General features: G+C 65.7%; 29 protein-coding genes. 13 read left to right on the top strand and 16 right to left on the bottom strand.

The genetic code is table 11. The features are described 5' to 3' along the window. Positions 1 to 136 precede the first annotated feature (136 nt). A complete protein-coding gene (locus ACIGJB_RS23405; RefSeq protein WP_483711740.1) occupies positions 137 to 622 on the top strand; it encodes an acyl-CoA thioesterase in 486 nt (161 codons plus the stop codon). A 7-nt stretch (positions 623 to 629) separates the two neighbouring features. Then, positions 630 to 1,103 carry a CreA family protein gene (locus tag ACIGJB_RS23400; RefSeq protein WP_483732386.1) on the top strand — a complete coding sequence of 158 codons (474 nt, stop codon included), beginning with the start codon at positions 630 to 632 and terminating at the stop codon, positions 1,101 to 1,103. Between the two features lie 39 nt (positions 1,104 to 1,142). On the opposite strand, the gene ACIGJB_RS23395 is transcribed toward ACIGJB_RS23400, so the two are convergent. From ACIGJB_RS23395 to ACIGJB_RS23385, 3 genes are all read right to left on the bottom strand, one after another. Next, positions 1,143 to 2,891, bottom strand: coding sequence for a class I adenylate-forming enzyme family protein (locus ACIGJB_RS23395; protein WP_483732385.1), 1,749 nt, complete (start codon positions 2,889 to 2,891; stop codon positions 1,143 to 1,145). A 126-nt stretch (positions 2,892 to 3,017) separates the two neighbouring features. Further along, positions 3,018 to 3,782, bottom strand: a complete 765-nt coding sequence (locus ACIGJB_RS23390) for an SDR family oxidoreductase (protein ID WP_483732384.1) — start codon at positions 3,780 to 3,782, stop codon at positions 3,018 to 3,020. Between the two features lie 198 nt (positions 3,783 to 3,980). Next, the gene (locus ACIGJB_RS23385; protein ID WP_483732383.1) at positions 3,981 to 4,826 is read right to left on the bottom strand and encodes an arylamine N-acetyltransferase family protein; all 846 of its coding nucleotides are present in this window, start codon (positions 4,824 to 4,826) and stop codon (positions 3,981 to 3,983) included. A 327-nt stretch (positions 4,827 to 5,153) separates the two neighbouring features. Between ACIGJB_RS23385 and ACIGJB_RS23380 the strand changes: the two genes are divergently transcribed. Then, positions 5,154 to 5,651: an Mpo1 family 2-hydroxy fatty acid dioxygenase gene (locus tag ACIGJB_RS23380; RefSeq protein WP_483732382.1), complete on the top strand. Its 498-nt coding sequence runs from the start codon at positions 5,154 to 5,156 to the stop codon at positions 5,649 to 5,651. A gap of 102 nt (positions 5,652 to 5,753) precedes the next feature. On the opposite strand, the gene ACIGJB_RS23375 is transcribed toward ACIGJB_RS23380, so the two are convergent. Together ACIGJB_RS23375 and ACIGJB_RS23370 are read right to left on the bottom strand one after the other, a co-directional pair. After that, the gene (locus ACIGJB_RS23375; protein WP_483732381.1) at positions 5,754 to 6,092 is read right to left on the bottom strand and encodes an ATP-binding protein; all 339 of its coding nucleotides are present in this window, start codon (positions 6,090 to 6,092) and stop codon (positions 5,754 to 5,756) included. Beyond that, complete coding sequence (locus ACIGJB_RS23370) at positions 6,080 to 6,379, bottom strand: hypothetical protein (RefSeq protein ID WP_483732380.1); 300 nt, start codon at positions 6,377 to 6,379, stop codon at positions 6,080 to 6,082. Before ACIGJB_RS23370 ends, ACIGJB_RS23375 begins: the two co-directional genes overlap by 13 nt. A 41-nt stretch (positions 6,380 to 6,420) precedes the next feature. Between ACIGJB_RS23370 and ACIGJB_RS23365 the strand changes: the two genes are divergently transcribed. Next, complete coding sequence (locus ACIGJB_RS23365) at positions 6,421 to 6,600, top strand: hypothetical protein (protein WP_483732379.1); 180 nt, start codon at positions 6,421 to 6,423, stop codon at positions 6,598 to 6,600. Positions 6,601 to 6,899: 299 nt separating this feature from the next. Then, positions 6,900 to 7,361: an HU family DNA-binding protein gene (locus tag ACIGJB_RS23360; protein WP_483734641.1), complete on the top strand. Its 462-nt coding sequence runs from the start codon at positions 6,900 to 6,902 to the stop codon at positions 7,359 to 7,361. A 277-nt stretch (positions 7,362 to 7,638) separates the two neighbouring features. Here ACIGJB_RS23360 and ACIGJB_RS23355 read toward each other — a convergent pair whose 3' ends face one another. Continuing rightward, entirely contained in the window at positions 7,639 to 8,010 is a 372-nt protein-coding gene (locus ACIGJB_RS23355) for a 5-carboxymethyl-2-hydroxymuconate Delta-isomerase (RefSeq protein ID WP_483734640.1), read from the bottom strand. A gap of 146 nt (positions 8,011 to 8,156) precedes the next feature. On the opposite strand from ACIGJB_RS23355, the gene ACIGJB_RS23350 reads away from it, so the two are divergent. Beyond that, positions 8,157 to 8,684: an MgtC/SapB family protein gene (locus ACIGJB_RS23350; RefSeq protein WP_483734639.1), complete on the top strand. Its 528-nt coding sequence runs from the start codon at positions 8,157 to 8,159 to the stop codon at positions 8,682 to 8,684. Positions 8,685 to 8,790: 106 nt separating this feature from the next. Further along, complete coding sequence (rocF, locus tag ACIGJB_RS23345) at positions 8,791 to 9,705, top strand: arginase (RefSeq protein ID WP_483734638.1); 915 nt, start codon at positions 8,791 to 8,793, stop codon at positions 9,703 to 9,705. A 68-nt stretch (positions 9,706 to 9,773) separates the two neighbouring features. Here the strand turns inward: rocF and ACIGJB_RS23340 are convergent, their stop codons facing one another. The 3 genes from ACIGJB_RS23340 to ACIGJB_RS23330 form a co-directional block, all read right to left on the bottom strand. Further along, entirely contained in the window at positions 9,774 to 10,367 is a 594-nt protein-coding gene (locus ACIGJB_RS23340) for an HAD domain-containing protein (RefSeq protein WP_483734637.1), read from the bottom strand. Positions 10,368 to 10,558: 191 nt separating this feature from the next. Next, positions 10,559 to 12,094: a methyl-accepting chemotaxis protein gene (locus ACIGJB_RS23335; protein ID WP_483734636.1), complete on the bottom strand. Its 1,536-nt coding sequence runs from the start codon at positions 12,092 to 12,094 to the stop codon at positions 10,559 to 10,561. A gap of 417 nt (positions 12,095 to 12,511) precedes the next feature. Further along, on the bottom strand, positions 12,512 to 13,270 hold the full coding sequence (locus ACIGJB_RS23330) for a response regulator transcription factor (RefSeq protein ID WP_483734635.1): 759 nt from the start codon (positions 13,268 to 13,270) through the stop codon (positions 12,512 to 12,514). Positions 13,271 to 13,554: 284 nt separating this feature from the next. Here ACIGJB_RS23330 and cls point away from each other — a divergent pair, with 284 nt between their 5' ends. The 4 genes from cls to ACIGJB_RS23310 all read left to right on the top strand — a co-directional run bounded on the left by cls (position 13,555) and on the right by ACIGJB_RS23310 (position 16,671). Then, positions 13,555 to 14,988, top strand: coding sequence for a cardiolipin synthase (gene cls, locus ACIGJB_RS23325; protein WP_483734634.1), 1,434 nt, complete (start codon positions 13,555 to 13,557; stop codon positions 14,986 to 14,988). A 92-nt stretch (positions 14,989 to 15,080) separates the two neighbouring features. Beyond that, positions 15,081 to 15,737, top strand: a complete 657-nt coding sequence (locus ACIGJB_RS23320; protein ID WP_483734633.1) for a TetR/AcrR family transcriptional regulator — start codon at positions 15,081 to 15,083, stop codon at positions 15,735 to 15,737. Between the two features lie 304 nt (positions 15,738 to 16,041). Then, on the top strand, positions 16,042 to 16,416 hold the full coding sequence (locus ACIGJB_RS23315) for a hypothetical protein (RefSeq protein WP_483734632.1): 375 nt from the start codon (positions 16,042 to 16,044) through the stop codon (positions 16,414 to 16,416). A gap of 60 nt (positions 16,417 to 16,476) precedes the next feature. Further along, positions 16,477 to 16,671, top strand: coding sequence for a hypothetical protein (locus ACIGJB_RS23310; protein WP_483734631.1), 195 nt, complete (start codon positions 16,477 to 16,479; stop codon positions 16,669 to 16,671). Here ACIGJB_RS23310 and ACIGJB_RS23305 read toward each other — a convergent pair. The 6 genes from ACIGJB_RS23305 to ACIGJB_RS23280 all read right to left on the bottom strand — a co-directional run bounded on the left by ACIGJB_RS23305 (position 16,668) and on the right by ACIGJB_RS23280 (position 21,396). After that, the gene (locus tag ACIGJB_RS23305; RefSeq protein WP_483734630.1) at positions 16,668 to 17,087 is read right to left on the bottom strand and encodes a hypothetical protein; all 420 of its coding nucleotides are present in this window, start codon (positions 17,085 to 17,087) and stop codon (positions 16,668 to 16,670) included. The two genes, ACIGJB_RS23310 and ACIGJB_RS23305, sit on opposite strands and share 4 nt — an antisense overlap. Before the next feature lie 272 nt (positions 17,088 to 17,359). After that, positions 17,360 to 18,304 (bottom strand): formimidoylglutamase, encoded by a 945-nt coding sequence (gene hutG / locus ACIGJB_RS23300; protein WP_483734629.1) that lies wholly within the window; start codon positions 18,302 to 18,304, stop codon positions 17,360 to 17,362. 2 nt (positions 18,305 to 18,306) lie between these two features. After that, a complete protein-coding gene (locus tag ACIGJB_RS23295; protein ID WP_483734628.1) occupies positions 18,307 to 19,068 on the bottom strand; it encodes an amino acid ABC transporter ATP-binding protein in 762 nt (253 codons plus the stop codon). Further along, entirely contained in the window at positions 19,065 to 19,733 is a 669-nt protein-coding gene (locus tag ACIGJB_RS23290) for an amino acid ABC transporter permease (RefSeq protein WP_483734627.1), read from the bottom strand. The genes ACIGJB_RS23295 and ACIGJB_RS23290 overlap by 4 nt, the downstream gene beginning before the upstream one ends. A gap of 18 nt (positions 19,734 to 19,751) precedes the next feature. After that, on the bottom strand, positions 19,752 to 20,519 hold the full coding sequence (locus ACIGJB_RS23285) for a glutamine ABC transporter substrate-binding protein (protein ID WP_483734626.1): 768 nt from the start codon (positions 20,517 to 20,519) through the stop codon (positions 19,752 to 19,754). Positions 20,520 to 20,601: 82 nt separating this feature from the next. Continuing rightward, the gene (locus tag ACIGJB_RS23280) at positions 20,602 to 21,396 is read right to left on the bottom strand and encodes an IclR family transcriptional regulator (RefSeq protein WP_483734625.1); all 795 of its coding nucleotides are present in this window, start codon (positions 21,394 to 21,396) and stop codon (positions 20,602 to 20,604) included. A gap of 283 nt (positions 21,397 to 21,679) precedes the next feature. Between ACIGJB_RS23280 and ACIGJB_RS23275 the strand changes: the two genes are divergently transcribed. After that, complete coding sequence (locus ACIGJB_RS23275) at positions 21,680 to 22,123, top strand: GNAT family N-acetyltransferase (RefSeq protein ID WP_483734624.1); 444 nt, start codon at positions 21,680 to 21,682, stop codon at positions 22,121 to 22,123. 77 nt (positions 22,124 to 22,200) lie between these two features. Next, positions 22,201 to 22,806 carry an HD domain-containing protein gene (locus tag ACIGJB_RS23270; RefSeq protein WP_483734623.1) on the top strand — a complete coding sequence of 202 codons (606 nt, stop codon included), beginning with the start codon at positions 22,201 to 22,203 and terminating at the stop codon, positions 22,804 to 22,806. A gap of 15 nt (positions 22,807 to 22,821) precedes the next feature. Here the strand turns inward: ACIGJB_RS23270 and hisN are convergent, their stop codons facing one another. Continuing rightward, on the bottom strand, positions 22,822 to 23,601 hold the full coding sequence (hisN, locus tag ACIGJB_RS23265; RefSeq protein ID WP_483734622.1) for a histidinol-phosphatase: 780 nt from the start codon (positions 23,599 to 23,601) through the stop codon (positions 22,822 to 22,824). Positions 23,602 to 23,763 lie beyond the last annotated feature (162 nt).

The raw sequence follows: 23,763 nt of genomic DNA, 5'->3' as shown, positions 1-23,763 counted from the left end.
CCTTTTTTATTGGCGGCGCGCGTGGCGCTCCGGCCATATCAGGTGGCGAATTGGGCCACATCCGCCCCGTCGCCCCCGAGCGCCGGTTTACGGGTTACACTGCCGCGCCTCGGCCCCCGCAACTTGCACCACCATCATGAACGACCAGTCCCACCAGCTTTCCATGACCGTGCTGATGACGCCGGACATGGCCAATTTCTCCGGCAATGTGCATGGCGGCACCATCCTCAAGTACCTTGACATGGTCGCCTATGCCTGCGCCAGCCGCTACGCCGGCCGGTACGTGGTCACGCTGTCGGTGGACCAGGTGGTGTTCCGCCAGCCCATCCACGTCGGTGAACTGGTGACCTTCCTGGCTGCGGTGAACTTCACCGGGCGCAGCTCCATGGAAATCGGCATCAAGGTGGTGACCGAGAATATCCGCAGCAAGCTGGTGCGCCACACCAACAGCTGCTATTTCACGATGGTGGCGGTCGACGACAACGGCGCCCCCGCCGAGGTGCCGCCGCTGGAGCCGCGCGACGAAGTCGAGCGCCAGCGCTTTGCGGCGGCCCAGCAGCGCCGCGAACTGCGCCAGGAAATGGAAAAGCGCCGCGACGCCATCAAAGTGACCGGGAGCTGATTTGGCCATGGCGCGCATGCTTTCCCTGCTTGCCGGTGCCTGCCTGATGGCGGGCGGCGCCCATGCGCTGGCCGAGGAAATCGGCAGTGTCAATACCAATTTCCGCATGACCGGCTCGGACAAGGTGGTCATCGAGGCGTATGACGACCCGATGGTGCAAGGCGTGACCTGCTACGTGTCACGCGCGCGGACCGGTGGCATCAAGGGGACGCTGGGCATGGCGGAAGACCCGCCCGAGGCGTCGATCGCGTGCCGGCAGGTGGGGCCGATCTCGTTCAAGGCGCCGCTGCGCCAGCAGGACGACGTGTTCTCGGAGCGCATGTCGATCCTGTTCAAGACCCTGCATGTGATCCGCGCCGTCGACCGCAAGCGCAATACGCTGGTCTACCTGACGTATTCCGACCGCATCGTCAGCGGCAGCCCGCAGAACAGCGTGACGGCCGTGCCGGTGCCCGCCGCGACCGCCATTCCGGTCAAGTAAGCGCGCGAACGCCCGGCTATCCGGGTTGCCGGGCCCCGGTCAGACGTCTGGCCCGAACAGCTTGCGCAGGTTCGACTTCAGGATCTTGCCATTCGCATTGCGCGGCAGCAGGTCGGGTAGCACCAGGATCCGTACCGGCACCTTGAACGCCGCCAGCCGTTCCGCGACAAACGCCTGCAGCTCGGCTTCGGTCGCGTGCAGGCCGCGCTTCAGGCTGACCACGGCCCCCGGTTCCTCGCCCAGCATCTTGTGCGGAATGCCGACCAGGGCGGCATCCATGACCGCCGGGTGCTCGTACAGCGTACTTTCCACCTCGATGCAGTAGATGTTCTCGCCGCCACGGATCAGCATGTCCTTCATCCGGTCGACGATGTAGAGATAGCCCTCGTCGTCGAGCCTGGCGATATCGCCGGTGCGCAGCCAGCCATCGGCAAAGGTCTGTGCGGTGGCCTCGGGCTTGTTCCAATAGCCGCGCACTACGTTCGCGCCGCGCACCATCAGCTCGCCGGCTTCACCAGCCGGTAGCGCGTGTCCGCGGCCATCCACGACCTTCATTTCGCCAATCGGCAGGGCCGGACCACTGCTGTCCGGACGCACGACGTATTCTTCCGCGCTATGGCTCGTGAACGTGGCGGACGTTTCGGTCATGCCCCAGCCGATCCCCGGCGCCGACTGCGGAACAGTTTCGCCGATGCGACGAACGAGTTCCGGCGAAGCCGGCGCGCCGCCATAGCTGATGCTCTCCAGCGACGACAGGTCGAAGCGCGCGCGCTCCGGGTGCTCCAGCAACTGCCAGGCGATGGTCGGCACGCCGCCGGCCGTGGTGCAACGCTCGCGCTCGATCAACTCGAGCGCGCGCAAGGCATCCCAGCGATGCATCAGCACGATCTTCCCGCCGCTCGCCAGCGCATTGTTCAGCACGGCCATGCAGCCGGTCACGTGGAAGAACGGCACGGACAGCAGCGCGGCCTTCTGTGGCGCAGCGGGGTCCGGGGCGGGAATCGGCTCGCCGCGGCGCAGCAAGTTGCGCAGCGGGCTGAACAGGCCAGCCACGGCGACGCTGGTGGCATTGCGATGGGTGCCAAGCGCGCCCTTGGGCTTGCCGGTGGTGCCCGAGGTATAGAAGATGGTTGCGTCGTCTTCCGGTGAGATGTCCACGTCGGGAAGCGGCAGCTCGGGCAGCGTCGCCCAGTTCGCAGTGGGACCGGTCACGCTTTCCAGCGGCACGATCTTCGGATCGCCATCGAGCGAGCCAGCGCGCGATACGTACACACGCTCCAGCGCAGGAAGATTGTTCACGTGTCCGACGAGTCGATCCAGCCGTTCCGCGTCGACGATGGCCACGCGGCTGCCTGAATCGGCCAGTCCATATTCAAGCTCGGCGCCGGTCCACCATGCATTCAGTGGCGTGACGATAGCGCCGGTCAGCAGCGCGCCGTAGAACGCGACCGGCCATTCGGGCAGGTTGCGCATGGCGACTGCGACGCGGTCGCCGGGGCGGACGCCATCACGCACGAGTGCCTGCGCGACATGCAATGCCGCGCGCCGGAAGGCTGTATAGGTGACGCGCTCGTCTTCGTACACCACGAAGGTGCGTTCGCTGAAGGCTTGCGTGGCCTGGAACAGGTCGCGCAGCGTGGGCGGCGCGTTTTTCCAGACGGTGGTGGGAATGCCGCGAATGACGCGCGTTTCCGTTTCGAACGGAGCGCCCGGGGCGGTAAGCCGGGCGTGGGCCGCGGCCAGTGACATGGCGGGCCAGTTGGCGGCCGGCTCGAAATTGCTGGACATGACTGCCTCCCGGACTGCAATGCAGGTTGGGGGACGGCGCAACACGCCGTCCTTCAAGGGAAATGCAGGAAATGCAGAATCGCCGGGCTAGCGCGCAATGCAGTCGCGCCGCCTTGCGTCAGGGCATCAGATCGTGACGCCGCCGTCGACGACCATGGCCTGGCCCGTCATGAACGTGCTCGCGGCGGAGGCCAGGAAAACGGCCGCGCCGGCGATCTCGACCGGTTCGCCGATACGGCGCAGCGGCGCACCCTGGGTCGATTGCTTGTAGCGCTCGGGGTCTTCCCACAGCGCGCGTGCGAAGTCGGTCTTGATCAGTCCGGGCGCGATGCAGTTCACGCGCACATTGTGCGGGCCGAATTCCACGGCGAGGTTGCGCGCGAGCTGGAAGTCGGCCGCCTTCGAGATGTTGTACACGCCGATGGTCGGCGAGCCGCGCAGGCCGCCGATGGACGAGACGATGATGATCGACCCGTCCCTGCGTTCGATCATCTGCGGCGCCACCATCTGGATCAGCCAGTGGTTCGAGATGACATTGTTGTCCAGCACCTTGCGGAACTGGTCGTCGGACACGCCGCTCATCGGACCGTAGTACGGGTTCGACGCCGCATTGCAGACCAGGACATCGATCTTGCCAAACGTGCGGTTGGTTTCATCGACGAGGCGCTGCAGGTCGTCCTTCGAAGAGATATTGGCCGGGATGGCGATCGCGGTGCCGGCGCCATGGCGACCATTGATCGCGTCGACCACTTCCTGGCACGCTTCGAGTTTGCGCGACGATATGACCACTTTGGCGCCCTGGACCGCCATCTGCTCCGCAATGGCACGGCCGATGCCGCGCGATGAGCCCGTCACGATCGCGACCTTGCCCGACAAATCGAACAATGACATGAAGTCTCCTGATTTCGGTGCGGCCCGTTCGGGGCCTGCCTGTGTTCTGTTGGACAGCGCCCCTCGGGGCCTGCCGGCACATTATGGTTGGGGCCTCTGGCCCAGTCCACAGGCAAGCGGCCGCCTGCGGGCCCATATCAGTATTCTTTCTGCGGGCAATGCGCGGCATGCATGAGCGCGTCCGTACAGCCTCGGGGTTCAGGCGTGCAGCAGCGTCGGCAGCACACGTTCGAGCCGATCGCGCACGCCAGCGTCGAGTTCGATCTGGAAGCGATTGACGAGCGCATCGATGACCTCGCCGGCCGAAGTCAGCGTCTGTCGCCGCAGGTTGCCCTTGGCGCCGCGTTCAGCCAGTTCGCCATTGGCGAGGGTCAGGCGCAAGTCGCCGTCGGTGCGGGCAAGCATCAGCCGCTGCGTAAAGATGCTGTCCGGATGCGTGCTGATGTACCAGTTGCGCGGGATGAAATCGATCCACGGCTGCGGCGACAAGTCGAAGCGGTAGACCTTGAGCCAGCCCTCCGTGCCGCGCACCTCCATATCCTGGCAATGGAACGCGCCGGGCATGGCGTCTTCCGGCGCCGCGGCCAGGCGGTACGGGAACGACCTGGCGGCCGGCGCGGACAGGGGGAGCGCCTGGAAAGGCGTGGGGCCGCCAAAGCCTACGTCGGCGAGATAGCTGCGATGCGCCACTTCCACGCGCAGCAGCATGTGAGAAGCAAGGGTTTGCACCGTGTCGGCCACGCCCCAGCGCACGCGCGCCGCCAGCGGCGTCACGGCGTAGCCCAGGGACGTCAGCGCGGCGGCGAGCAGCGTGTTGAGTTCGAAGCAATAGCCGCCGCGCCGGCGCGTGACGAGCTTGTCGAATATGGCGTCGATATCGATTCGCACCGGGCTGCCCAGCAGCGGGTCGATGTTCTCGAACGGGATGTGCGCGAGCTGGGCGGCAATCAGCGCGTTGAGTCCTTCCAGTGTGGGCGAAGGCGGGGCGCCGATGCCCAGGCGGGCAAGGTAGGCATCGAGGCGGGTGGGGTCGAGCATGATCATGTCGCGTACCAGTTTTAGTTGAGCGCTTCGAGTGCCGCAAGGTCCAGCCAGTCAACGCTGCCGTACCGCAAGCGCAGCAGGCCGCGCGGCCTCCAGGTGTGGCGCGAGGGATGTCTGACGGGCCGCGCGTGTCGCCGGAGAGGCTGAGCCCACGCCCATGTTGTCTCCTGTCTTGTTTTGTTCGGGTTGTCACGTATTGCGCGGCGGGTCCGACTGTCAAAAATCGGACAGGCGCAGCGGGACCACGCCCACTACTATAAATCCGAACCCGCAACACAGCCGAGGCGCCGGGGGCTGCCGCAGCCACCGGGCGCGCAAGGAGATGCCATGAAAACCCTGGTCGAACACCTGGCCAACTACGCCGCGTATCACCGCGACGCGCGCAACGTGGCCACGCATTTCATCGGTATCCCGATGATCGTGCTCGCCGTCACCACGTTGCTCGGGCGGCCCGCCATGCCGCTGGGGGACGGCTCGGCCTACCTGACGCCCGCCATGGTGGTGTACGTGCTGTCGTGCCTGTTTTACCTGCGTCTGTCGGCGGGGTTCGGCATCGCCATGGTGATCGTCCTGGCGCTGTTCGTGTATGCCGGCACGCATCTGGCGGCGCTGCCCACGGGGGCATGGCTTGCCGCCGGCGTGGGGCTGTTCGTCGCGGGCTGGATCATCCAGTTCATCGGCCACTACTATGAAGGCCGCAAGCCCGCCTTCGTCGATGACGTGGTCGGGCTCCTGGTCGGCCCATTGTTCCTGGTGGCGGAAACCGCGTTCGCGTGCGGTCTGGCAGCGGATACGCGCGACGCCATGCAGGCACGCGTGTCCTGACGCGGCAGCTTGCAGCGGTGTCGCTCAGGCCATGCCGGCCGGCAGCCGCAGGCGCGCGGCCAGCCCGCCCAGCGTGCTGGTGCCCAGCTCCAGCGATCCTTCTTACATGGCCGCAATCTCGGTAACGATGGCGAGGCCAAGCCCGCTGCCGGCGGCGCTTTCGTCGAGGCGCCCGAAACGGGCCGCGGCCAACCCGCCCGCCTCGGGCGGCATGCCGGGGCCATCGTCCTCCACCAGGATTTCAAGGGCCGCCGCGCCGGTATCCTCGCGCAGGTGGATGCGCACCTGCGAACGCGTCCACTGGCAGGCGTTGTCGAGCAGGTTCCCGAGCATCTCCACCAGATCCTGACGGTCGCCGGCGAAGTGTCCTTCGCCCTCCACGTCCATGTCGAGCTGGCGCGCATCATGCAGGCGCATCAGCGCGCGTGTCAGTTCGCGCACGGCGGGGCCTGCCTTGATGCGCTCGCCACGTGCGGCCGCGGCGCCCGCCGCGCGCGCGCCAGGTGGTGGTCGACCTGCCGACGCATGGCATCCACCTGGCGCGAAATGGCGGCGGCGGCCGGTTCGGGCAGGGTGACGGCTTCGTTGGCGAGCACCGCCAGCGGCGTCTTGACGGCATGGGCGAGGTCCGCCGCCTGCCGCCGCGACTGTTCCAGCGCCTGCGTGTTGTCATCGCTTGCCAACCGTTCGAGGAGTCCAGCCCATGTCGCGCCAACCGTTTCCCGCATCCCTGTCACCGTCGACACCAAAGCGCTCTGCGGACCGGCGCGTGGCACTCCTGGCGGCCGGCGCGCTGTTCTCGCTGCTCTGCGTTTCGAGCCTGTTCTGGATGCACGCCGACCTCGTGGCGATGCTGCGCGAGTGGTCGCGCGCCGATGCAAGCTTGTCGCTGATCGCCCTCGGCACCATGGTTGCCGGCGCGCTGATTGCAGCGTGGCTTGGCGAATAGTCCCTGAAAAATAGGGGTAACGGGCGTTGCCGGGGATTCCTGACGCCGCGAATTTCTTGCCGCCGAACATGCCTGACCGCGCGAAAGTGGGGGGACGTAGTGCTCCAACGCGTGCGCGCTGAGGTTAAGCCGCGACAAAACACCGGGTTTTCACGGGGTTTTTGGCGTTGCGCGCATGAAAACCCTTTGACACACGGATGTTTCCGCTATGATTCAGTGGCGCCGGCATGGGGTATTGGCAACGCGATGCGAAGCCGTCGAATGTCCGGCTCTGATCTGTTCAACTCTCGTAAATCGACATGGCGACCAAAGCGAAACCGACCGCGAAGACGACTCCAACCAAGCCCGCTGCCAAGAAGGCCGCGGCAACGAAGGCACCCGTGAAGGCTGCCGCCAAGAAGGCCGCGCCGGCCAAGAAGGCTGCTCCGGCTGCCGCGGTGACCCCGCGCCCGCTGAAGGACACCTTCAACAAGTCGAGCCTGGTCGCTCACCTGGTAGCCCAGACCGAGCTGGAACCCAAAACCGTGAAGACGGTGCTGGCCCATCTGGAAAACACCATCGTCAGCGCGCTGAACAAGAAGGGCGCAGGCGAATTCACGCTGCCGGGCCTGCTGAAGGTGACCGCGCAGCAAGTGCCGGCCAAGAAGAAGCGCTTCGGCAAGGATCCGTTCACCGGTGAAGAGCGTTGGTTCCCGGCCAAGCCGGCCAGCGTCAAGGTGAAGGTTCGCCCGCTGAAGAAGCTGAAGGACGCTGCCGCCTGATCGGCCAGTTGATCCGCATGAAAAAGGAGCCGCTAGCCGGCTCCTTTTTTATTTTGCCGGTCAGGCACCGCCCGGCACGGCCGGTCCGCCAGATTCGCTTCGACTTAACCCAGGTCAAACTGGCGCCAGAGAGGGCCGCCTAGAATCCAAAGCGTCATGGGTGCGGGGGCGCTCCCCATGGCAACTGGCTCCCGGTGTCTTCCCGGAAGCCCCGCCCGCTGCCAGCGATGGCCGCGGGCTTTCTTTTTTGTGCGCCGTGACCTGAGCACGGCGCGCGTCAGCCGCCCACGATCTGCTTGGCGTAGCTGGCGCGTTCCATCTCGCAGACTTCGACGCTGATCTGCACGCTCTGTCCTTCGGCGGTGGCGGGGCGTACCGCTTCGGCGATGACGTCGCAGACGGCCTGGCCCAGCGCGCGCCTGACCGCCAGTTCGCGGCCATCCAGGATGGACAGCCGTGCGTGCACGAAGGCGCGCTCGGCGGCCTGCACGCCCTGGCGGAATGTGGACAGCGTGATGCAGCGTGACTTGATATCGGCCTCGCCGAATTCGCCGGACGCCAGCAGCGCGGCGTTGGCCTCGTCGAGCAGTTCTTCGGGCGAACAGTTGAGGCGCGTGTTTTCGGTGATTTCGATGACGAGATGAGGCATGGCAACGTAGGTTTAGGCGGTACGGGCCGGGCCGCTGGAGACCCGGGGGCGAGTTGCCATGATAAGGGCATTCGGCCGTCATGCACGGTTGCCTGAGGTAAGCTTGCATCAGTGCCTGCGGCGTCGGATCGGACACAAGAACACCTATGGAAACCATCAGCTTCGAAATCTTTCTGCGCCTGTTTTTGGGGTTGCTCGCTGGCGCCGTGATCGGCCTGGACCGCAACCTGCGCGGCAAGGCCGCCGGCATGCGCACGCTGGGGCTGGTATCGCTGGGCGCGGCAACGGCGGTATGCCTGGTGACGCAGTCCGGACATCCGATGGACGCCGTCTCGCGTGTGCTGCAGGGCCTGCTGACAGGCATCGGCTTCCTGGGCGTGGGCGTGATTGCCCGACATGGCACGCACCAGCGCCCGCAGGGGCTGACCACTGCGGCGGCAATCTGGTTGGCTGCCATCCTCGGCGCGGCGGCGGGCGCGGGCTACTACGTGGTCGGGGGCCTGGCGCTGGTGCTCGGCATGGCATTGCTATGGATGGGCGGACGCCTGGAAACGCGGCTGCATCGCGTGCTGGATCCGATCAATGGCGACAAGCATGGTGTTCGCGACAACGGCGCGGGCAAGCAGCGCAGTACCGACGACCGCGGCGATCACGAAGACGATCTCTTTCCTTGAAGCATTGAGCGATCGGGAACCTTGCTCCGCGGCAAGTTGCCAGACCTGACAGGGACGGCGCTCTTCCCGAGGCACCGTTACCGGCCAAACGTCCACAGGAGCCCCCATGAAGCCGATTACGCTGTTTGGCGCACCGACGGATGTCGGCGCGAGTACCCGAGGCTGCACCATGGGTCCGGAAGCGCTGCGCATCGCCGACATCGTCCCGGCCCTCGCCAGGATGGGGTTGGATGTGCGCGATGACGGCAATATTGCCGGTCCGGTCAATCCGCTGGCAGCGCCGGTGCAGGGCTTGCGCCACCTCGATGAAGTGGTGGCATGGAACCGCGGCGTCTTTGAAGCCAGCACGCGCGTACTCGAAGCGGGCAGGATGCCGGTGCTGCTGGGCGGGGACCACTGCCTGGCGGTGGGGTCGGTGAGCGCCGTGGCGCGCCACTGTCGCCAGGCGGGCCGCAAGCTCGTGGTGCTCTGGCTCGACGCGCACGCCGATGCCAACATCGGATCCAGCACGCCGACCGGCAATATGCACGGCATGCCGGTGGCCTGCCTGTGCGGCGACGGCCCTGCGCCGCTGACCATGCTCGGCGGCCACGCGCCGGCGGTCTTGCCGCAGGAAATCCGGCAAGTAGGCATCCGCAGCGTCGACGCGCAGGAAAAGCTGCGGCTGCATGGGCTCGGCCTGAAGGTGTTCGACATGCGCTATATCGACGAGTACGGCATGCGCCAGACCATGGAGCAGGCACTGGCCGGCGTGGACGACGACACGCACCTCCATGTGAGCTTCGACGTGGATTTCATCGACTCCGCCATTGCGCCGGGCGTCGGCACGATGGTGCTGGGCGGGCCGACCTATCGCGAGACGCAGCTGTGCATGGAGATGATCGCCGATACGGGACGGTTGTCCTCGCTGGATGTGATGGAACTCAACCCTGCCTGCGATGTGCGCAACGAGACGGCAAGGCTGGTGGTGGACTTCCTGGAAAGCCTGTTCGGAAAATCCACGCTGCTGCGGGCACGCTGACGGCGCCTCGCGGCGATGCAACAAAAAGGGTGCCACGGCACCCTTTTTTCATCAGGCGGATGTCGCGCTTAGGCGTGCAGTGCCGCGGCGGCGGCCGTCTGCACAGGGGGATCGAAGCGGGCCGGTTCTTCGCGCGCCAGCCGCTGCAACTGCGCCAGCTTCGCCCGCAGGCCTGCGTCGAGCCGCGGCGGCGGCATTAGGGTGGACGGGCAGGCCACGCCAAGAATATCCAGTGCCTGCCGGAAGTTCGCGACCGTTAGGCCTTGGGCCGGGTCGACGCTGACCAGATGCTCGCGCTGCGCTTCGGTCATCGATTCGGCCGGTGCGCAGGACACGATCGCATAGGAAGACGGCAGCGCGCGGCGAGCAAAGTAGGCGTCAATCTCTGCGCCGTGACCGCCCGCCACTGGCGGCGTCATGCCTTCCACCTGCAGGTCCAGCTGTTGAAAGATGGCGGCCGGCGTGCCGCGTCGCCAGGCGTCCGACACCACCACGCGGGCCCCGGCCAGGCCGAAGAGCCGACGGATATAGCCCAGCGCGACGGGATCGAAGAAGTGGACATCGCGCAAGGTGCCCGAGTCGGGGACCCCGCCGAGCCGGGCCTGGGACCGGTCGGAATACAGTACGCCGGGTACGTCCAGCATGATGAGTCGTTCGGACATGATTTCCTTGGGGGCTACCCATCGGGTTGGTGTGAGCAAAGATTACTCGGCAACCCGCGGCCTGCGCGCAACTCGGCCCCCGCCAAATGAAACATATCTGTAACTTCCTAGCGGAAGTCGTAAATGCCCGTTACCTCTCAATGTCAAATGTTTCCGTCTGACACATCTTTGTGTCCGCGGCGTCCACCAGGCTAAAAGCGGAAGCGCGCCACATCCTGTTCCAGCCCGGCTGCGAGGGCGTCCAGGCGTTTCGCCTGTGCGGCAACGGTATCTACCAGCTCTGCGTTTTGTTGCGCGGTTTGTTCGAGCTGCCCGACCGAGTGTCCGGCCGTGCGTACGCCCATTGCCTGTTCGTCGGCCAGTCCGCACAGTTGGGTGGCCAGTTCGTGGCTGTGGCTCACGGCGGCGTCGATGCGCCCCATGGCGTTGACGACTTCCGCGGTCAACTGCGTACCGCGCTCGATCTCGCGCGTGGCGTTGCCGACGATGCCGCCGATTTCGCGGGCCGAGCTGGCGCTGCGCTGCGCCAATGCCCGGACTTCCTGTGCCACCACCGCGAAGCCGCGCCCGGCCGGGCCGGCGCGCGCCGCTTCAACGGCGGCATTCAGGGCAAGGATGTTGGTCTGGAACGCAATGCTCTCGATCAGCGTGACAACCTCGGCGATTTGCCGTGAATGCACGTGCACCGCTTCCATGGCGCCGCTCATCTCACGCACGACAGCCGAGCCGGAGTTCGCTGCTTCACGCGCTTGCTGCGCGACGCCGCTGGATTCGGTGGCCTGCGCGTGGGCCTGTTCGACCAGTCCGGCCAGGCGGCGTACGCTCCCGGCCGCCTCAGCCAGCGCGGCGGCCTGCTGGCTGGTGCGTGCCGCGAGGTCGTGGTTGCCGGCGGCAATGCCGGCGCTGGCGGCGGCGATGTCCGCGGCGGAATCGCGGATGCGCGCCAGCACGCCGGCCAACTGGTCGCGCATGCGCGAAAGCAGCCCCAGAACGCTGTGCGCGTCACCGTTGCGCAGACGGATGTCGCCGGTCAGATCGCCGGCCGCAATGCGCGTGGCGGCCCCCGCAGCGTCCGCCGGTTCGCCGCCAAGCTCGGTGGTGAGGCTGCGCGCGGCAAACCATGCCAGACCGGCGGCAGCGAACAGGCTAGCGCCCAGCAGGCCGATCATCAGCGCCTGCGCCGCAGCCTGGCGCGAGCCCACGCTTGCCATGGTGTCGGCGGCCTGTCGCTCCTGGCGCGCGCGGGTATCTTCCATCATGCCGCTGAGCTTTGTGAGTTGTTCGCCAACAAAATGGCCATCTACGGAAACCGCGCTGTCGAACTGCAACGGGTCCAACGGTTGCTGCCTGACCAGTGCAACGTAGGCCTGCAGCAGCTTGCCCGCCTGAACGCGTTCGGGCTGCAAGCGCTCGGCCTGTGCCGGTGCGGCGTGGCGGATGCCGTCGAGCGCCGCATCGAGCCGGCCCAGCGCGGCATCGATGTCGGCGGCGGCTTCATCGCGCTCTGTACCACTGGTCGCCATGGTGATCGACAGCTGGGCGCGGCCGAGCCGGGCCAGTGCCGACTGCGCGCGCTCGGCTGAGATCGCGCCGTGCATGTCCTGTCGATACAGGGCGTCACTGCGCTGGCGCAAGTCAATGAGATTCACAATGCCGGTCACGCCGACTGCGGCGCCGAACAAGTACACCAGCGCGAACGCTGAGCACAGTCGCGCCAGCAATGGCATGCGCGCAAACCGCGCTGCCCGGTGGACACGTCCTGTCGGGCGGGACAACTTGAGAGACTGCAGCACGAATACACTCCGGCGGGCGCGGTGCCCGCATGACCTGTCCGTCGGATCGCGCAAGTGCTACCGGCGTTGCCGCTGACACCGCAAATCCTGGACGTTGCTGACCCAGGCCGGGCGGTCGCGCTGATGGAAGAGTGGAGTGCGCGGGCCTCGGCCGGCACGGATAGTCGAACAGAAATGTGACGCGCGCGTGACAAGCTGGCGGCATGCCTCGATGTCGTATTGAGCGCAGCGCGTGGGAAGCCAAAAAATGGGCGCGGCGGCGGCCGCCAGGCATGAAGCCAAGCGGCGGCCAACGGCATTGCCGTACTCGACTTCAGGACGCTGGCAGACCGCCTGCCAGCATAACCGGCGTCAGGTCAGGGCCAGTTCGAGGGGCGGGTTGCCCGATTGCGGATTGGGGAGCCGCATGGAGCCGCCATCGTCATGGACGTCCAGGCGATAGCCATGCGCGTAGACCACCGTGATCGAAATGCCAGTCTCGGGACTGAGCCGCAAGGTCTTGCGCAGGCGCGACATCAGGCCGGCCAGTGCGCGCGACAAGGGCGGCAGTTCATGGTGCCAGATGGCCTGTTCGATGCGGCGGTTGGCCAGCACGCGCCCGGCGTTGGAGAACAGCAGCATGGCCAGGTCGAATTCCTTGGGCGTGAGGGTGATGCGTTCTCCGTTCAGCGTCGCGAAGCGGCCCACACTGTTGAGCTGGTACGGGCCCGCCCGCACCACCAGGCCCTGTCTCTGGCGGTCGCCCGTCGCGCGCCGGCGCAGCGCGGCCATGCGCGCCAGCAGCACGCGCGTGCTCAGCGGCCCGCAAAGGTAGTCATCGGCGCCGGCGTCCAGGGCCTCGACCAGTGCCTCCTCGCTGCCGCCGCCGCTACCCAGCATCATGATCGGCAGATCGCGCGAGCGAGCGCAGCGCACGGTGCGGATGACATCGATGGCTGCGGTGTCCGGCAGTTCGTCGTGGATCAGCAGCATATCGTACGAAGCTAGGCTGACGCCCTGGATGAGCGCGCGCGGCGAGGCAAAGACATTGCATCGGAAGCCTGAGCGGGCCAGCAGGTCCGGCACGGCTTTCAGCTGCGCTGACTGACCGCTCAGCAGCGCGATGTTCATGGGGTCAGGCATACGGTGGAGGCAGGAGTCTGGAGGTCGGGATCGGCGAAAGGCACTGATTCCAGAGCGTATAAAGGCAAACGGCGCATAACAATCGGACAAATCCGATTCCAGCCGGAAAATTGAGGTAGCGCAGAAGCGACGCTGGATTGCGTTGCGCGCTTTTCACGTGGGGGAGGCGGGCACACGGTGGGAGCGTCGGCGCCGCGGCCGGCACTTTGCTGTGCCAAAATAGGGCTTATCGTGATCCGGTTCCGCATGGTGAGAACCTGGGAAGCCTGCAGATGCTAAGCGCGAGCGTTGTCGCGACGGTCATCCTGATATTCCACATCATCGGCGTACTGGCCGCCTTGCACGCCGTCATGACGGTGCGTACGGCGCCGGGCGCGATCGCCTGGGCAGGGTCGCTGGTGATGATGCCGTATTTCGCGCTGGTGCCCTACCTGATCTTCGGCAGGAGCCGGTTCGCCGGTTACGTCAACGCGCGCCGGTTCAACGACGACCGGCTGCGGGAGATCCGCCATGGCATGACGCCCGCGGACCGCGAGGCGCGCAGCGCCTGCGTGGTGCATGCGCCGGAGCAGGTCTGCATGCGCGCGCTGCCGCGGCTGACCGGCATGCCTTGCCTGGCCAACAACGATGTGCGGCTGCTGGTCAATGGCGCGGACACGTTCGAAGCCATTTTTAAGGCGGTGGCGGCCGCCACGCAGGTGGTGATCGTCCAGTTCTTCATCGTCCACGACGACGTGCTTGGCCGGCGCCTCCAGGCGCTGCTGTGCGAGCGCGCGCAGGCGGGCGTCAAGGTCTACTTTCTCTATGACAGCATCGGATGCCACGCCCTGTCGCGCGGCTACGTGAAAACGTTGCTGGCCGCCGGCGTCGAGGCGCGTGCGTTCTCCACTCACCGTGGCTTTGTCAACCGCTTCCAGCTGAATTTCCGCAACCACCGCAAGCTTGTCATCGTCGATGGCGCACAGGCGTTCGTCGGCGGGCACAACGTTGGCGTGGAATATCTTGGCCTGCGGCCGCCGCTGGCGCCGTGGCGCGACACCCATATCAGCGTGCGTGGCAGTGCCGTGCTGGACCTGCAGATGGCGTTCGCCGAAGACTGGTACTGGGCCGCGCGCGAAGTGCCGTACTTGCTGATGCCGCCGCCGGACGAGGTCGGCCGCATGACCTGCCAGGTAGTGCCGACCGGTCCCGCCGATGCGCAGGAAACCTGTTCGCTGTTCTTTGTCGAGGCGATCCAGGCGGCGAAGCACAGGGTCTGGATCACGTCGCCTTACTTCGTCCCGGACGAGGCGGTCTTCGCCGTGCTGCGGCTGGCGGTTCTGCGCGGCGTGGATGTCCGCATCCTGATCCCGGCGCGGCCGGATCATCTCGTGGTCTTTGCCGCCTCCACGCTTTACGCGCACCAGGCGGTGACCGCCGGCATCAAGCTGTACCGCTACCAGCCGGGCTTCCTCCACCAGAAAGTCATCCTGATCGATGACGACGCCGCGGCAATTGGCACGGCGAACCTCGACAACCGCTCATTCCGGCTGAACTTCGAGTTGATGGTCATGACCGCCGACCGGTCGTTCGCCGGCCAGGTCGCCGAGATGCTGGAGGCCGATTTCGCCCAGGCGCGGCGGATCGGCGTCGAAGAATTCCTCAAGGCCCCCGCGCCGCTGCGCGTCGCGATGCATGTGGCGAAGCTGTTTGCGCCGATCCTCTAGCCGCAGCACCGGAACAGCTCCATTGCATCCTATTGTGTACACTGTTCACTATTGGCAGGGCAAGTTAAGAACAGCATGTACTGGGGAAAATCATGAGCCGGATTGCTTCACCTACGCCGGCCCGCTCGACGTATCGCCACGGCGACCTGCGCCGCGCGCTGCTGGAGGCCGGCACCGAGCTGGCGCGCGAAGGAGGACCGGACGCCATCGTCCTGCGCGAAGCGACGCGTCGCGTTGGCGTGGTGCCCAACGCGGCCTATCGGCATTTTTCCAGCCGGCAGGATTTGTTGCAGGCCGTGCGCGCGGCGGCGCTATCCGCGCTGGCCGTGGCCATGGAAGCCGAAATGGGCGATATCCGCCCGGACAGCAGTTCCGCAGCGCTGGCTCGCGCCAAGCTGCGTGCGGTCGGCACCGGCTATCTGCGTTTTGCCCTTGCCGAGCCTGGGTTGTTCCGAACGGCGTTTTCCATGCCGGACGATGTGGAGACCGATGCCGACCCGGCAAAAGCGGGCGACAGCGGGCTGAATCCCTTTGAGTTGTTATCGGCTGCGCTGGACCAGATGGTCGATGCGGGAATCCTGCCTGCCCGGCGCCGTCCAGGCGCCGAATACCTGGCCTGGTCAGCGGTGCACGGCCTGTCCATGCTGTTGCTCGATGGCCCCTTGCGCGGCAGGGAGCCGGCGCAAGCCGAGGTGCTAGGGCAGCGTTTGATCGATATGGTGGAACAAGGGCTCCAGGCGCCGGCCTGAACACACGAGATCAAAAAAATGCCACGATGGCGGGAACCATCGTGGCAGGGCAAGGAACCAGGAAGGGGGGCCCTGGCTCGTCGGGGCACCCGCGGGTTGGGTGCCTGGCAAATTTATTCCGTTAGTTCTCATTCGAAAATCGGATAAGTCCTAAATTGGTTCACGAATTGTGTCCCTGGACACAAAACCGGGAATCCGCGGGCAGGAAGAACGCTTGGGGAATCGACACGGGGCGCGGCCTGTCTAATAAGGACGAGGCGGACAATCCGGCCCGCAGCCAGTTGTTGGATGGATCATGCGATACATGGTCAACAGGCTTTTCGCAGCAGCAGCGGTCGCCGCGCTATTGGCAGGATGCGCGGTGTATCCGGACTATTACGACAGCACCTATCCCGCTTACCCCGCTTATTCGGCTGGCTCGCCGTACTACAGCGGATATCCCGTGACGCCTGGCTACCCTTATTACGGTCCGGGCTATGGTGGCTACTATGGCAGCTTTGCATACATCTACGGCGGCGGGCGATGCTGCTGGTATGGCGGCCACGGCGGCGGCTGGCACGGTCACGGTGGCGGCTGGCATGGTGGCGGCGGAGACTGGCATGGCGGCGGTGGAGGCTGGCAGGGCGGGGGCCGCGGGGGCGGGCGCGGCGGCGGTTCACACGGCGGACACGGGCACTGAGCCCAACGCGGACCGAGCGTGAGAAATGCTTACCCAGCCCGCCAGAAAAGGAGTGTTGCCATGAGCACACGAATGCCGACCAATGCGCCGAAGCCTGGCCGCAAGCATGACAAGCCCGCGCCTGCGATGCCTGACGACCAGATCGAGCGCGACCTGGACGAGGCCCTCAAAGAAACCTTTCCGGCCAGTGATCCGGTTGCGGTGGATGCCGAGGTGTTGCGACAGCAGAAGAAGCCGTCGCGGAGCAAGGCCTAAGGCAACTGCCGCAGCTGTCCGATGACGGACATCAAACGGCCATGCGCCACGATGACGCCGGATTCATCCTGCAGCGCCTCCTGATAACGCTTGCGGAACGCGCCATCTCCCTTTTCGCTGAACAGCCTTTCGGCGGCACGCGCGACGGCGCGGCAGGTTTCATCGTGGTGTTCGGGGGACTCCAGTTCTTCATCGATCTCGATGATCAGGCGCGACAGCGGGTCAAGCCAGCGAAAGAAACTGTCTTCTGTCACCCGCTGCACGAACAAGCCCGCGGGGATGGGGCCGTTCAGGCGCTCGTACTGGCCGCGGTCGTAGCCGATGACTTCCTTGTGGACCTGCAGCAGCGCCGCGCGCAGGGCCTGCAGGCCCGAGCGGCGTGTTTCCTGGGTCGCTAAAAATTGTTCGTTGGGCATGCCCTTCTCCATGTTCATGGCCCGTGGGCAGGCAAGCGGAGTGCATCCGAAGCGAAAGCCGCCGATGCCTGCAGAGAATTCAGAGCGCAGCGCGGACAGTTCCCTGTCGGTGCCCGGTTTGCCTGCCAGTATAGGCAGGCCGGTCAGCGCGCCGCGCTAGCGATATACCCGTATTGCAGCGCAAACAACAGGAGCATCGCCAGACTACGCGCCTTGACCGCCGGCCGCGTTTGTACTTATTGCAGTGCGGATTCCGACCCCCGGTGGCGTTGTCAACCAAACAGCCGCCAGGCCAGGCGTGCGGCCACGCGGGCGCCCTGTTGGTCGCGGTCATACTGCGGGTTGTATTCCGCCAGGTCGGCGACGCGCAGCTTGCCGCTGCGCCGGGCGAGCAGGGCCACTTCCTCCACCACGGATAGCGGCACGCCATAAGGGGCTGGTGCCGACACGCCCGGCATCACGGCCGCCGGCAGTGCGTCGAGGTCGATGGTCAGGTACACGTGGTCGGTGGCAGCGATGCGCGCTTCCAGCTCTGCCAGGCGCGATGGCAGGTGACGCTCCTGCATGTCGACGTCTTCCACATAGCAGACGCCCAACGCATCGGCGCGGCCGAAAAGCGCCGGCGTGTTGCTGAGGCGGCTGATGCCAAAGCAGACGTAGTCGAACGGCTGTCCGCGTTCTGCGCAGGCGTTGGCGATCTGGTCGAACGGCGTGCCGGAGCTTGCGGGCCGGCTGGTGCGCAGGTCGAAGTGGGCGTCGATATTGATGATGAGCACACGTCCGCCGTCGTCCTGTGCGTCCAGATGCGCGCGCAGCCCTTGCCACGTGCCCCAGGCCACTTCGTGGCCACCGCCCAGCACCAGCGGAAGGCCGCCGCGCGCCAGCACGGAGCGCACGGTTTGCGCCAGCGCGAGCTGGGCCGATTCCAGATCGCCGTCTTCACATCCGACATTGCCGGCGTCGTACAAGGCCGGCAGTCCGTGTGCCGGGACGTTGGCCAGCGCACGGCGGATGGCGTCCGGACCTTGCGCGGCACCGGGGCGGCCCTGGTTGCGCAGCACGCCGGCATCGCAACTGAAGCCCAGCAGCACCGGTGCGCCGCCCAGGGGTGTCAGGTCTGCCGTTTGCAATGCATGCACGATGCGGAACAGGCGCGTGGTGTCGCCACGCTCGCCGCTATCGACGCGGCCCTGCCAGAGATTCTGGGACACAGCCATCCTTACGCCCGCGTCAGCACGGCCTGCAGGAAGCCGCGTGTGCGTTCCTGCGTAGGCGCCGAGAAGATGACCGATGGCGGGCCGGCCTCGATGATGCCGCCGCCATCCATGACCACCACCACATCGGCCACTTCACGGGCGAAGCCCATTTCATGCGTGACCACCACCATGGTCATGCCTTCGGCGGCCAGCACCTTCATCACCTGCAGCACTTCGCCGACCAGTTCCGGGTCCAGTGCCGAGGTCGGCTCGTCGAACAGCATCACGCGCGGTTCCATCGCCAGTGCGCGGGCAATGGCCACGCGCTGCTTCTGGCCGCCCGACAGGCTGGCTGGCATGGCGTGGGCCTTGTGCGCAAGGCCGACCTTCTCAAGCAGGCTCATGGCCTTGCGCTCGGATTCCTCGCGCGAGACGCCGCGCAGCATGCGTGGGCCCACCGTGACGTTGTGCAGCACCGACAGGTGCGGGAACAGGTTGAACGACTGGAACACCATACCCACTTCCGTGCGCAGCTGATTCAGCTCGTGCTCGCCGATCAGCTGGCCGTCGGTCACCAGCCGCTTGCCGACGATGTCGATGGTGCCGGCTTCGGGTTGTTCCAGACCATTGCAGCAACGCAGGAAGGTGCTCTTGCCCGAGCCGCTGGGGCCGATCACGACCACGACCTGCGACGGCTCCACATCGAAGTCGATGCCGCGCAAGACCGTATGGCCGCCGAACGATTTGCCCAGGTTGCGGATCCGGATGATTGCGGAATCGCTCATTGCACCATGCCTCCCATGCGCAGCCGTTGTTCTGCGCGTTGCAGGATCAGCCCGGCCGCGCTTGTCAGGATCAGATAAACCAGTGCGATCGCCAGATAGACTTCCAGCGACCGGTACGACACGCTGATGATTTTCTGTCCCTCGTGCATCAGGTCGGCAATGGTCAGCAGCGACACCAGCGCCGAGTTCTTGATGAGTGCGATGAACTCGTTGCCCAGCGGCGGAATCATCCGCACGATGGCCTGCGGCAGGATCACCGCGCGCATGGCCTGGCCGGAAGACATGCCGATCGAGCGGGCCGCTTCCATCTGGCCCTTGTCCACGGACTGGATCGCGCCGCGCACGATCTCCGAGACATAGGCGCCGGAATAGATGCCCAGCCCGATCACGCCGCACACAAAAGCCGGCAGCAGGATGTTGAATTGCGGCAGCCCGAAGAACAGCAGGAACAGCTGCACCAGCAGCGGCGTGCCGCGGATGAACGTCACGTATGCCGTACAGATGCTATAGATGAAGCGACGCTTCGGGTCCAGGCGGCCGATGCCGACCAGCAGTCCCATGATGCAGCCAAGCACCAGCGCGCAGGCGGTCACCTCCACGGTGACGATAGCGCCGTGGAGGATGTCAGGCCAGCCGGCAAAGACAGGAGAAAAATCCAGTTCCATGATGATGATCCGCGCGGCCTATTTGGCGGCTGCGTTGGCGGTGGCGCCGAACCACTTCTGGGTCAGCTTGGCGTAGGTGCCATCGGCCTTTACCTTGGCCAGCGCGGCATTGAGGGCGCGGGTCAGTTCGGGCGTGTCCTTGCGCACGGCCATGCCGTATTCCTCGGTGGTCAGCGGCTGCTCGACCATGCGCAGGCCGCCGCGAGTCTTGACGTACTGCATCGCGGCCGGCTTGCCGGTCACAGCGGCGTCGGCACGGCCGATCTCGACCAGGTTGAACATCTCCTGGTTCTTCTCCACTTCCACGCGCTCCACCTTCGGATACGTGTCGCGCAGGAAGCTGACCGACTTGGTGCCCACCTGCACGCTGACTTTCTTGCCGTTCAGGTCGGCCGGGGTATGGATGGAGGTGTTGCTGCTCTTGACCAGCGCCACCAGGCCGCCGGTGTAGTAGGGCTCGGTAAAGTCCACCACCTTGCGACGCTCGGGGGTGATGTAGATGCCGGACACGGCCATGTCGAAGCGGCGCGAGACCAGCCCCGGAACCAGGCCCTTGAAGTCGATGTCGGTCCATTCCACTTTCTTGCCCATGACCTTGGCCATGGCCTCGACCAGTTCCACGTCAAAGCCGGTGCGCTTGCCGTTCTCGACGAATTCCATCGGCGGGAAAGTGGCGTCGGTGGCCACGCGCAGCACGGCGCTGTCCTCGGCGTGGGCGGCGGCACCGAAAGTCAGGCCGATCAGGGCCGTCAGGCCGGCCATCAGGCATTTGCGACGAAGGTTCATGGAGGTCTCCTTTTTCTCGGGAACAGGGGTCAACCGTCGCAGGGGTGTATCGACGGCGGCGGTAATAAGTTGCGTGGTGTTTTCAGTAAGACTGCAGCCGCGCGGAAATTCGCATGGCTGCTGCCACGGTCATGTCGATCAGCGCGGTCTCGCGCCCTTGCCGTCGCGTGGCCGGCACCATCAGCGTGATGGAGCCCATCGCGTCGGTCTTGCCGCGGCGCGAGAAGAGCGGGGCGCTCACGCCCCAGACTCCCGGATCCACCGCGCCTTCGCTGACGGCGTAGCCGGTCTGGCGAATCGCGCTCAGTTCGGCCAGGAGCCCTTCGGCTTCGTCCGGTGCGCACAGGGTATGGACAAGACGCTCGCGCGCTTCGTCGCGCATGAACGCCAGCAGCGACTTGGCCGATGCACCGGCGCGCAGCGGCACGCCGCGGCCCTTCTCGAACGAGCAGCGCAGCGACTGGCGGCTTTCCACCATCTCCAGGCACACGGCGTGATCCTTGACGGCGACGACCAGACCCACGCTTTCATCGGACTGTTGGGCCAGCAGCCGCATATCAGGCAGGGCTTCACGGGCCAGGTGAGAAGCCATGTCAAAGCCGAGCGCCAGTTGCAGGCTGATCGGGCCCGGCGCGTATTCGCCGTCGGACTCCAGCACAAAGCCCCAGCGCTTGAGCATCAGCAACTGGCGGTAGAGCGTGCTCTTGGGCAGTCCGGTCTTGGCAACGAGCTCGCGCACAGAGATCGGCGCGCCATGTTGGGCCAGCGCCGCGAGCACGAACAGGACGCGATCGGCGCCGCCCGCGGGCTGGCCGGATTCGCCAGGCGTGGAGGTCGGGGGCGTCACGGCGTCAGGGTTGTCGACAGCATTCAGCATAGGGACGAAGAATAGGACTTCATTCCCAAAAATCAAAACCATCAGTCCCAGGAAATGGGAATGATGCGATAGGGATAACCCTTAAGTTTGCACATTGACCGCGCTAAGTGCGCGCGGCGCCATGCGCCGCCGCCAGGCCAACGGAAGCGCCAATCGACTCACTTGGGTGATGACAGTTCGGTCCGCCAGGCGGCATAGTTTTCTCATTTCGCGGTTCCCCCTCAATACGGTCGCCGGAACGGCGCCAGGGCAGGGGGCGAGCTACAACCACGCAGCATGCAAGATGACAAGAGACGTTCGCCTGCGGGCTGCTTTGGCCAATGACCTGGCGATCATTGCGCATTTACTGACCCAATGTGGCGTGACGCTTACCGAGGCCAGCGACATGCCCCGGCTGTTCCATGTGGCGGAACTCAATGGCCAGATCATTGGCTGCGCGTACGGCGAACAATACGGCCGCACGCTGGCCGTGCATACCGTCGCGGTCCTGCCCGAATTTCGCGGACGACGGCTGGCCACGTATATCGTCAGCGCATTGCTGATGCGAGCGAGAGCCGGTGGCTGCCTCAATGCCGCCGTGCTGACGAACCAGCACCCGGGCTTCTTCGCGCGCCACGGCTTCACCCTGACCGCGGTCGACAGCCTGGTACGGGAAACGCAGTTGCCGCTGGCCGTGCTGCGCAGCTTCGGGGAGCGAAGCCATTACATGGCGCGGCAGCTGACCTGAGCCGGGTCGATGCGCGACGGTGACGGTGGCGGGCGCCTGCTAGACTTTCCACACCGCCCCCGCCCTTGTATTCCACCGTGAACCCCTCCAACCTGGAACGCCAGCTGTCATTCCTCCGCGAGATCGACAAGCTGAAGAGCGTCGTAAGGCTGTCGCCGCTGATTGACCAGTCGCGCCGCGAGAACAGTGCCGAGCATTCCTGGCATCTCGCCATGTACGCACTGGTCCTGTCAGAGCATGCGGCAGCGCCCGTCGATGTGTCTCGCGTCGTGAAGATGCTGCTGATCCATGACATCGTCGAAATCGATGCGGGCGATGTGCCGTTCCACGTCCCCTCGACCCATGCCGGCCAGGCGGAACGCGAGCAACTGGCGGCCGAGCGCATCTTCTCGTTGTTGCCGGAAGCACAGGCGGCGGAGTTTCGCGATCTCTGGTTCGAGTTCGAAGCCGGCGCAAGCGACGACGCCAGGTTCGCCAAGGCCTTGGACAGGTTTCAGCCGATGCTCCACAACGCGGCGACGGAAGGCGGTACCTGGGTCGAGTGCGAAGTCACCGAAGAGCAGGTTATTGCGCGCTGTCAGCCGCCGATCGAACGCGGCGCGCCGGCACTCTGGGACGCCGCTGCCAGGCTTGTACAGGAGCACTTCGGCAAGCCCGACGCTGAAGGAACCAGCGAAGGGTAACGCCGTTCTCCAGCTTCACGCATTCAGTAGCCGAAGAATTTCCTCGTGCACGCGGGCGTCGCCGCAAGCGACCACGGCTCCGCCATGTTGCGGGTCGCCGCCGGTCCAACTGGTCATGATCCCGCCGGCGCCTTCGATGATCGGGATCAGGGCCTGCACGTCATAAGGCTGCAGTCCCGCCTCGACCACGGCGTCGACCTGGCCCGCGGCAACCATGCAGTATCCGTAGCAATCCCCGCCGTATCGCTGCATCCTGGCTGCCCGCGCCACGCGCTGGAAAGCGTCCCATTGCGCGCCGGCCTCGAACATGTCGGGCGTGGTACAGAGCAGCCTGGCCTCCGACAGCGATTGGCAGGGCCGCACGCGCAATAGCTTGCCATTCAGCCAGGCCTGGTTGCCGTCGCCCGAGAAGCGCTCGCGCGTGAACGGCTGGTCCATGATGCCCAGTACCGGATGCTGGCCATCATTGAGTGCGATCAGCGTTCCCCAAAGCGGCAGGCCGGTGATAAAGGCGCGGGTCCCGTCGATCGGATCCAGTACCCACGAGAACGGCTCAGTCCCGGCCACGCGCTGTTCCTCTTCGCCAAGGATGCCGTGGTTGGGATAGGCACTTCGGATCAGGTCGCGCATGGCGCGCTCGGCTTCCCGGTCCGCGACGGTAACGGGATCGAAGCGTGCGGCGCCTTTGTCCACCACTTCCAGCGGTGCACGAAAATGAGCGAGCGTGACAGCGCTGGCTGCATCGGCCAGGCGGCCGGCGAAGGCGAGAAACTCGGCGTGCTGATTTGCGTGCATGGGGCGTGGCGATTTAAAGGTGTGGCATAGGGAGAACGTGCCCGCGATTGTAGTCGCTGGTGTCGTTTCGCTCTCTTCCGTTCCTGCCCTAATCTGGAGGATTAAAAGCCTTCTCATCGTTGGTAGCAATGGCCGGCACATGCCGGCTATGTCACACGAATG

The sequence above is a fragment of the Cupriavidus sp. C2SS-8b genome (assembly GCF_057073745.1).
The sequence above is the reverse complement of the archived record's forward strand: the minus strand, read 5'-3'. Positions and strand labels throughout refer to the sequence as shown.

What these genes read in the sequence shown, in the direction of transcription:
- ACIGJB_RS23405 (WP_483711740.1), top strand. Translation starts at nt 137, where the DNA reads ATGAACGACCAGTCCCACCAGCTTTCCATGACCGTGCTGATGACGCCG.
- ACIGJB_RS23400 (WP_483732386.1), top strand. Translation starts at nt 630, where the DNA reads ATGGCGCGCATGCTTTCCCTGCTTGCCGGTGCCTGCCTGATGGCGGGC.
- ACIGJB_RS23395 (WP_483732385.1), bottom strand. Translation starts at nt 2,891, where the DNA reads ATGTCCAGCAATTTCGAGCCGGCCGCCAACTGGCCCGCCATGTCACTG.
- ACIGJB_RS23390 (WP_483732384.1), bottom strand. Translation starts at nt 3,782, where the DNA reads ATGTCATTGTTCGATTTGTCGGGCAAGGTCGCGATCGTGACGGGCTCA.
- ACIGJB_RS23385 (WP_483732383.1), bottom strand. Translation starts at nt 4,826, where the DNA reads ATGATCATGCTCGACCCCACCCGCCTCGATGCCTACCTTGCCCGCCTG.
- ACIGJB_RS23380 (WP_483732382.1), top strand. Translation starts at nt 5,154, where the DNA reads ATGAAAACCCTGGTCGAACACCTGGCCAACTACGCCGCGTATCACCGC.
- ACIGJB_RS23370 (WP_483732380.1), bottom strand. Translation starts at nt 6,379, where the DNA reads ATGCGGGAAACGGTTGGCGCGACATGGGCTGGACTCCTCGAACGGTTG.
- ACIGJB_RS23360 (WP_483734641.1), top strand. Translation starts at nt 6,900, where the DNA reads ATGGCGACCAAAGCGAAACCGACCGCGAAGACGACTCCAACCAAGCCC.
- ACIGJB_RS23355 (WP_483734640.1), bottom strand. Translation starts at nt 8,010, where the DNA reads ATGCCTCATCTCGTCATCGAAATCACCGAAAACACGCGCCTCAACTGT.
- ACIGJB_RS23350 (WP_483734639.1), top strand. Translation starts at nt 8,157, where the DNA reads ATGGAAACCATCAGCTTCGAAATCTTTCTGCGCCTGTTTTTGGGGTTG.
- rocF (WP_483734638.1), top strand. Translation starts at nt 8,791, where the DNA reads ATGAAGCCGATTACGCTGTTTGGCGCACCGACGGATGTCGGCGCGAGT.
- ACIGJB_RS23340 (WP_483734637.1), bottom strand. Translation starts at nt 10,367, where the DNA reads ATGTCCGAACGACTCATCATGCTGGACGTACCCGGCGTACTGTATTCC.
- ACIGJB_RS23335 (WP_483734636.1), bottom strand. Translation starts at nt 12,094, where the DNA reads ATGCCATTGCTGGCGCGACTGTGCTCAGCGTTCGCGCTGGTGTACTTG.
- ACIGJB_RS23330 (WP_483734635.1), bottom strand. Translation starts at nt 13,270, where the DNA reads ATGAACATCGCGCTGCTGAGCGGTCAGTCAGCGCAGCTGAAAGCCGTG.
- cls (WP_483734634.1), top strand. Translation starts at nt 13,555, where the DNA reads ATGCTAAGCGCGAGCGTTGTCGCGACGGTCATCCTGATATTCCACATC.
- ACIGJB_RS23320 (WP_483734633.1), top strand. Translation starts at nt 15,081, where the DNA reads ATGAGCCGGATTGCTTCACCTACGCCGGCCCGCTCGACGTATCGCCAC.
- ACIGJB_RS23315 (WP_483734632.1), top strand. Translation starts at nt 16,042, where the DNA reads ATGGTCAACAGGCTTTTCGCAGCAGCAGCGGTCGCCGCGCTATTGGCA.
- ACIGJB_RS23310 (WP_483734631.1), top strand. Translation starts at nt 16,477, where the DNA reads ATGAGCACACGAATGCCGACCAATGCGCCGAAGCCTGGCCGCAAGCAT.
- ACIGJB_RS23305 (WP_483734630.1), bottom strand. Translation starts at nt 17,087, where the DNA reads ATGCCCAACGAACAATTTTTAGCGACCCAGGAAACACGCCGCTCGGGC.
- hutG (WP_483734629.1), bottom strand. Translation starts at nt 18,304, where the DNA reads ATGGCTGTGTCCCAGAATCTCTGGCAGGGCCGCGTCGATAGCGGCGAG.
- ACIGJB_RS23295 (WP_483734628.1), bottom strand. Translation starts at nt 19,068, where the DNA reads ATGAGCGATTCCGCAATCATCCGGATCCGCAACCTGGGCAAATCGTTC.
- ACIGJB_RS23290 (WP_483734627.1), bottom strand. Translation starts at nt 19,733, where the DNA reads ATGGAACTGGATTTTTCTCCTGTCTTTGCCGGCTGGCCTGACATCCTC.
- ACIGJB_RS23285 (WP_483734626.1), bottom strand. Translation starts at nt 20,519, where the DNA reads ATGAACCTTCGTCGCAAATGCCTGATGGCCGGCCTGACGGCCCTGATC.
- ACIGJB_RS23280 (WP_483734625.1), bottom strand. Translation starts at nt 21,396, where the DNA reads ATGCTGAATGCTGTCGACAACCCTGACGCCGTGACGCCCCCGACCTCC.
- ACIGJB_RS23275 (WP_483734624.1), top strand. Translation starts at nt 21,680, where the DNA reads ATGACAAGAGACGTTCGCCTGCGGGCTGCTTTGGCCAATGACCTGGCG.
- hisN (WP_483734622.1), bottom strand. Translation starts at nt 23,601, where the DNA reads ATGCACGCAAATCAGCACGCCGAGTTTCTCGCCTTCGCCGGCCGCCTG.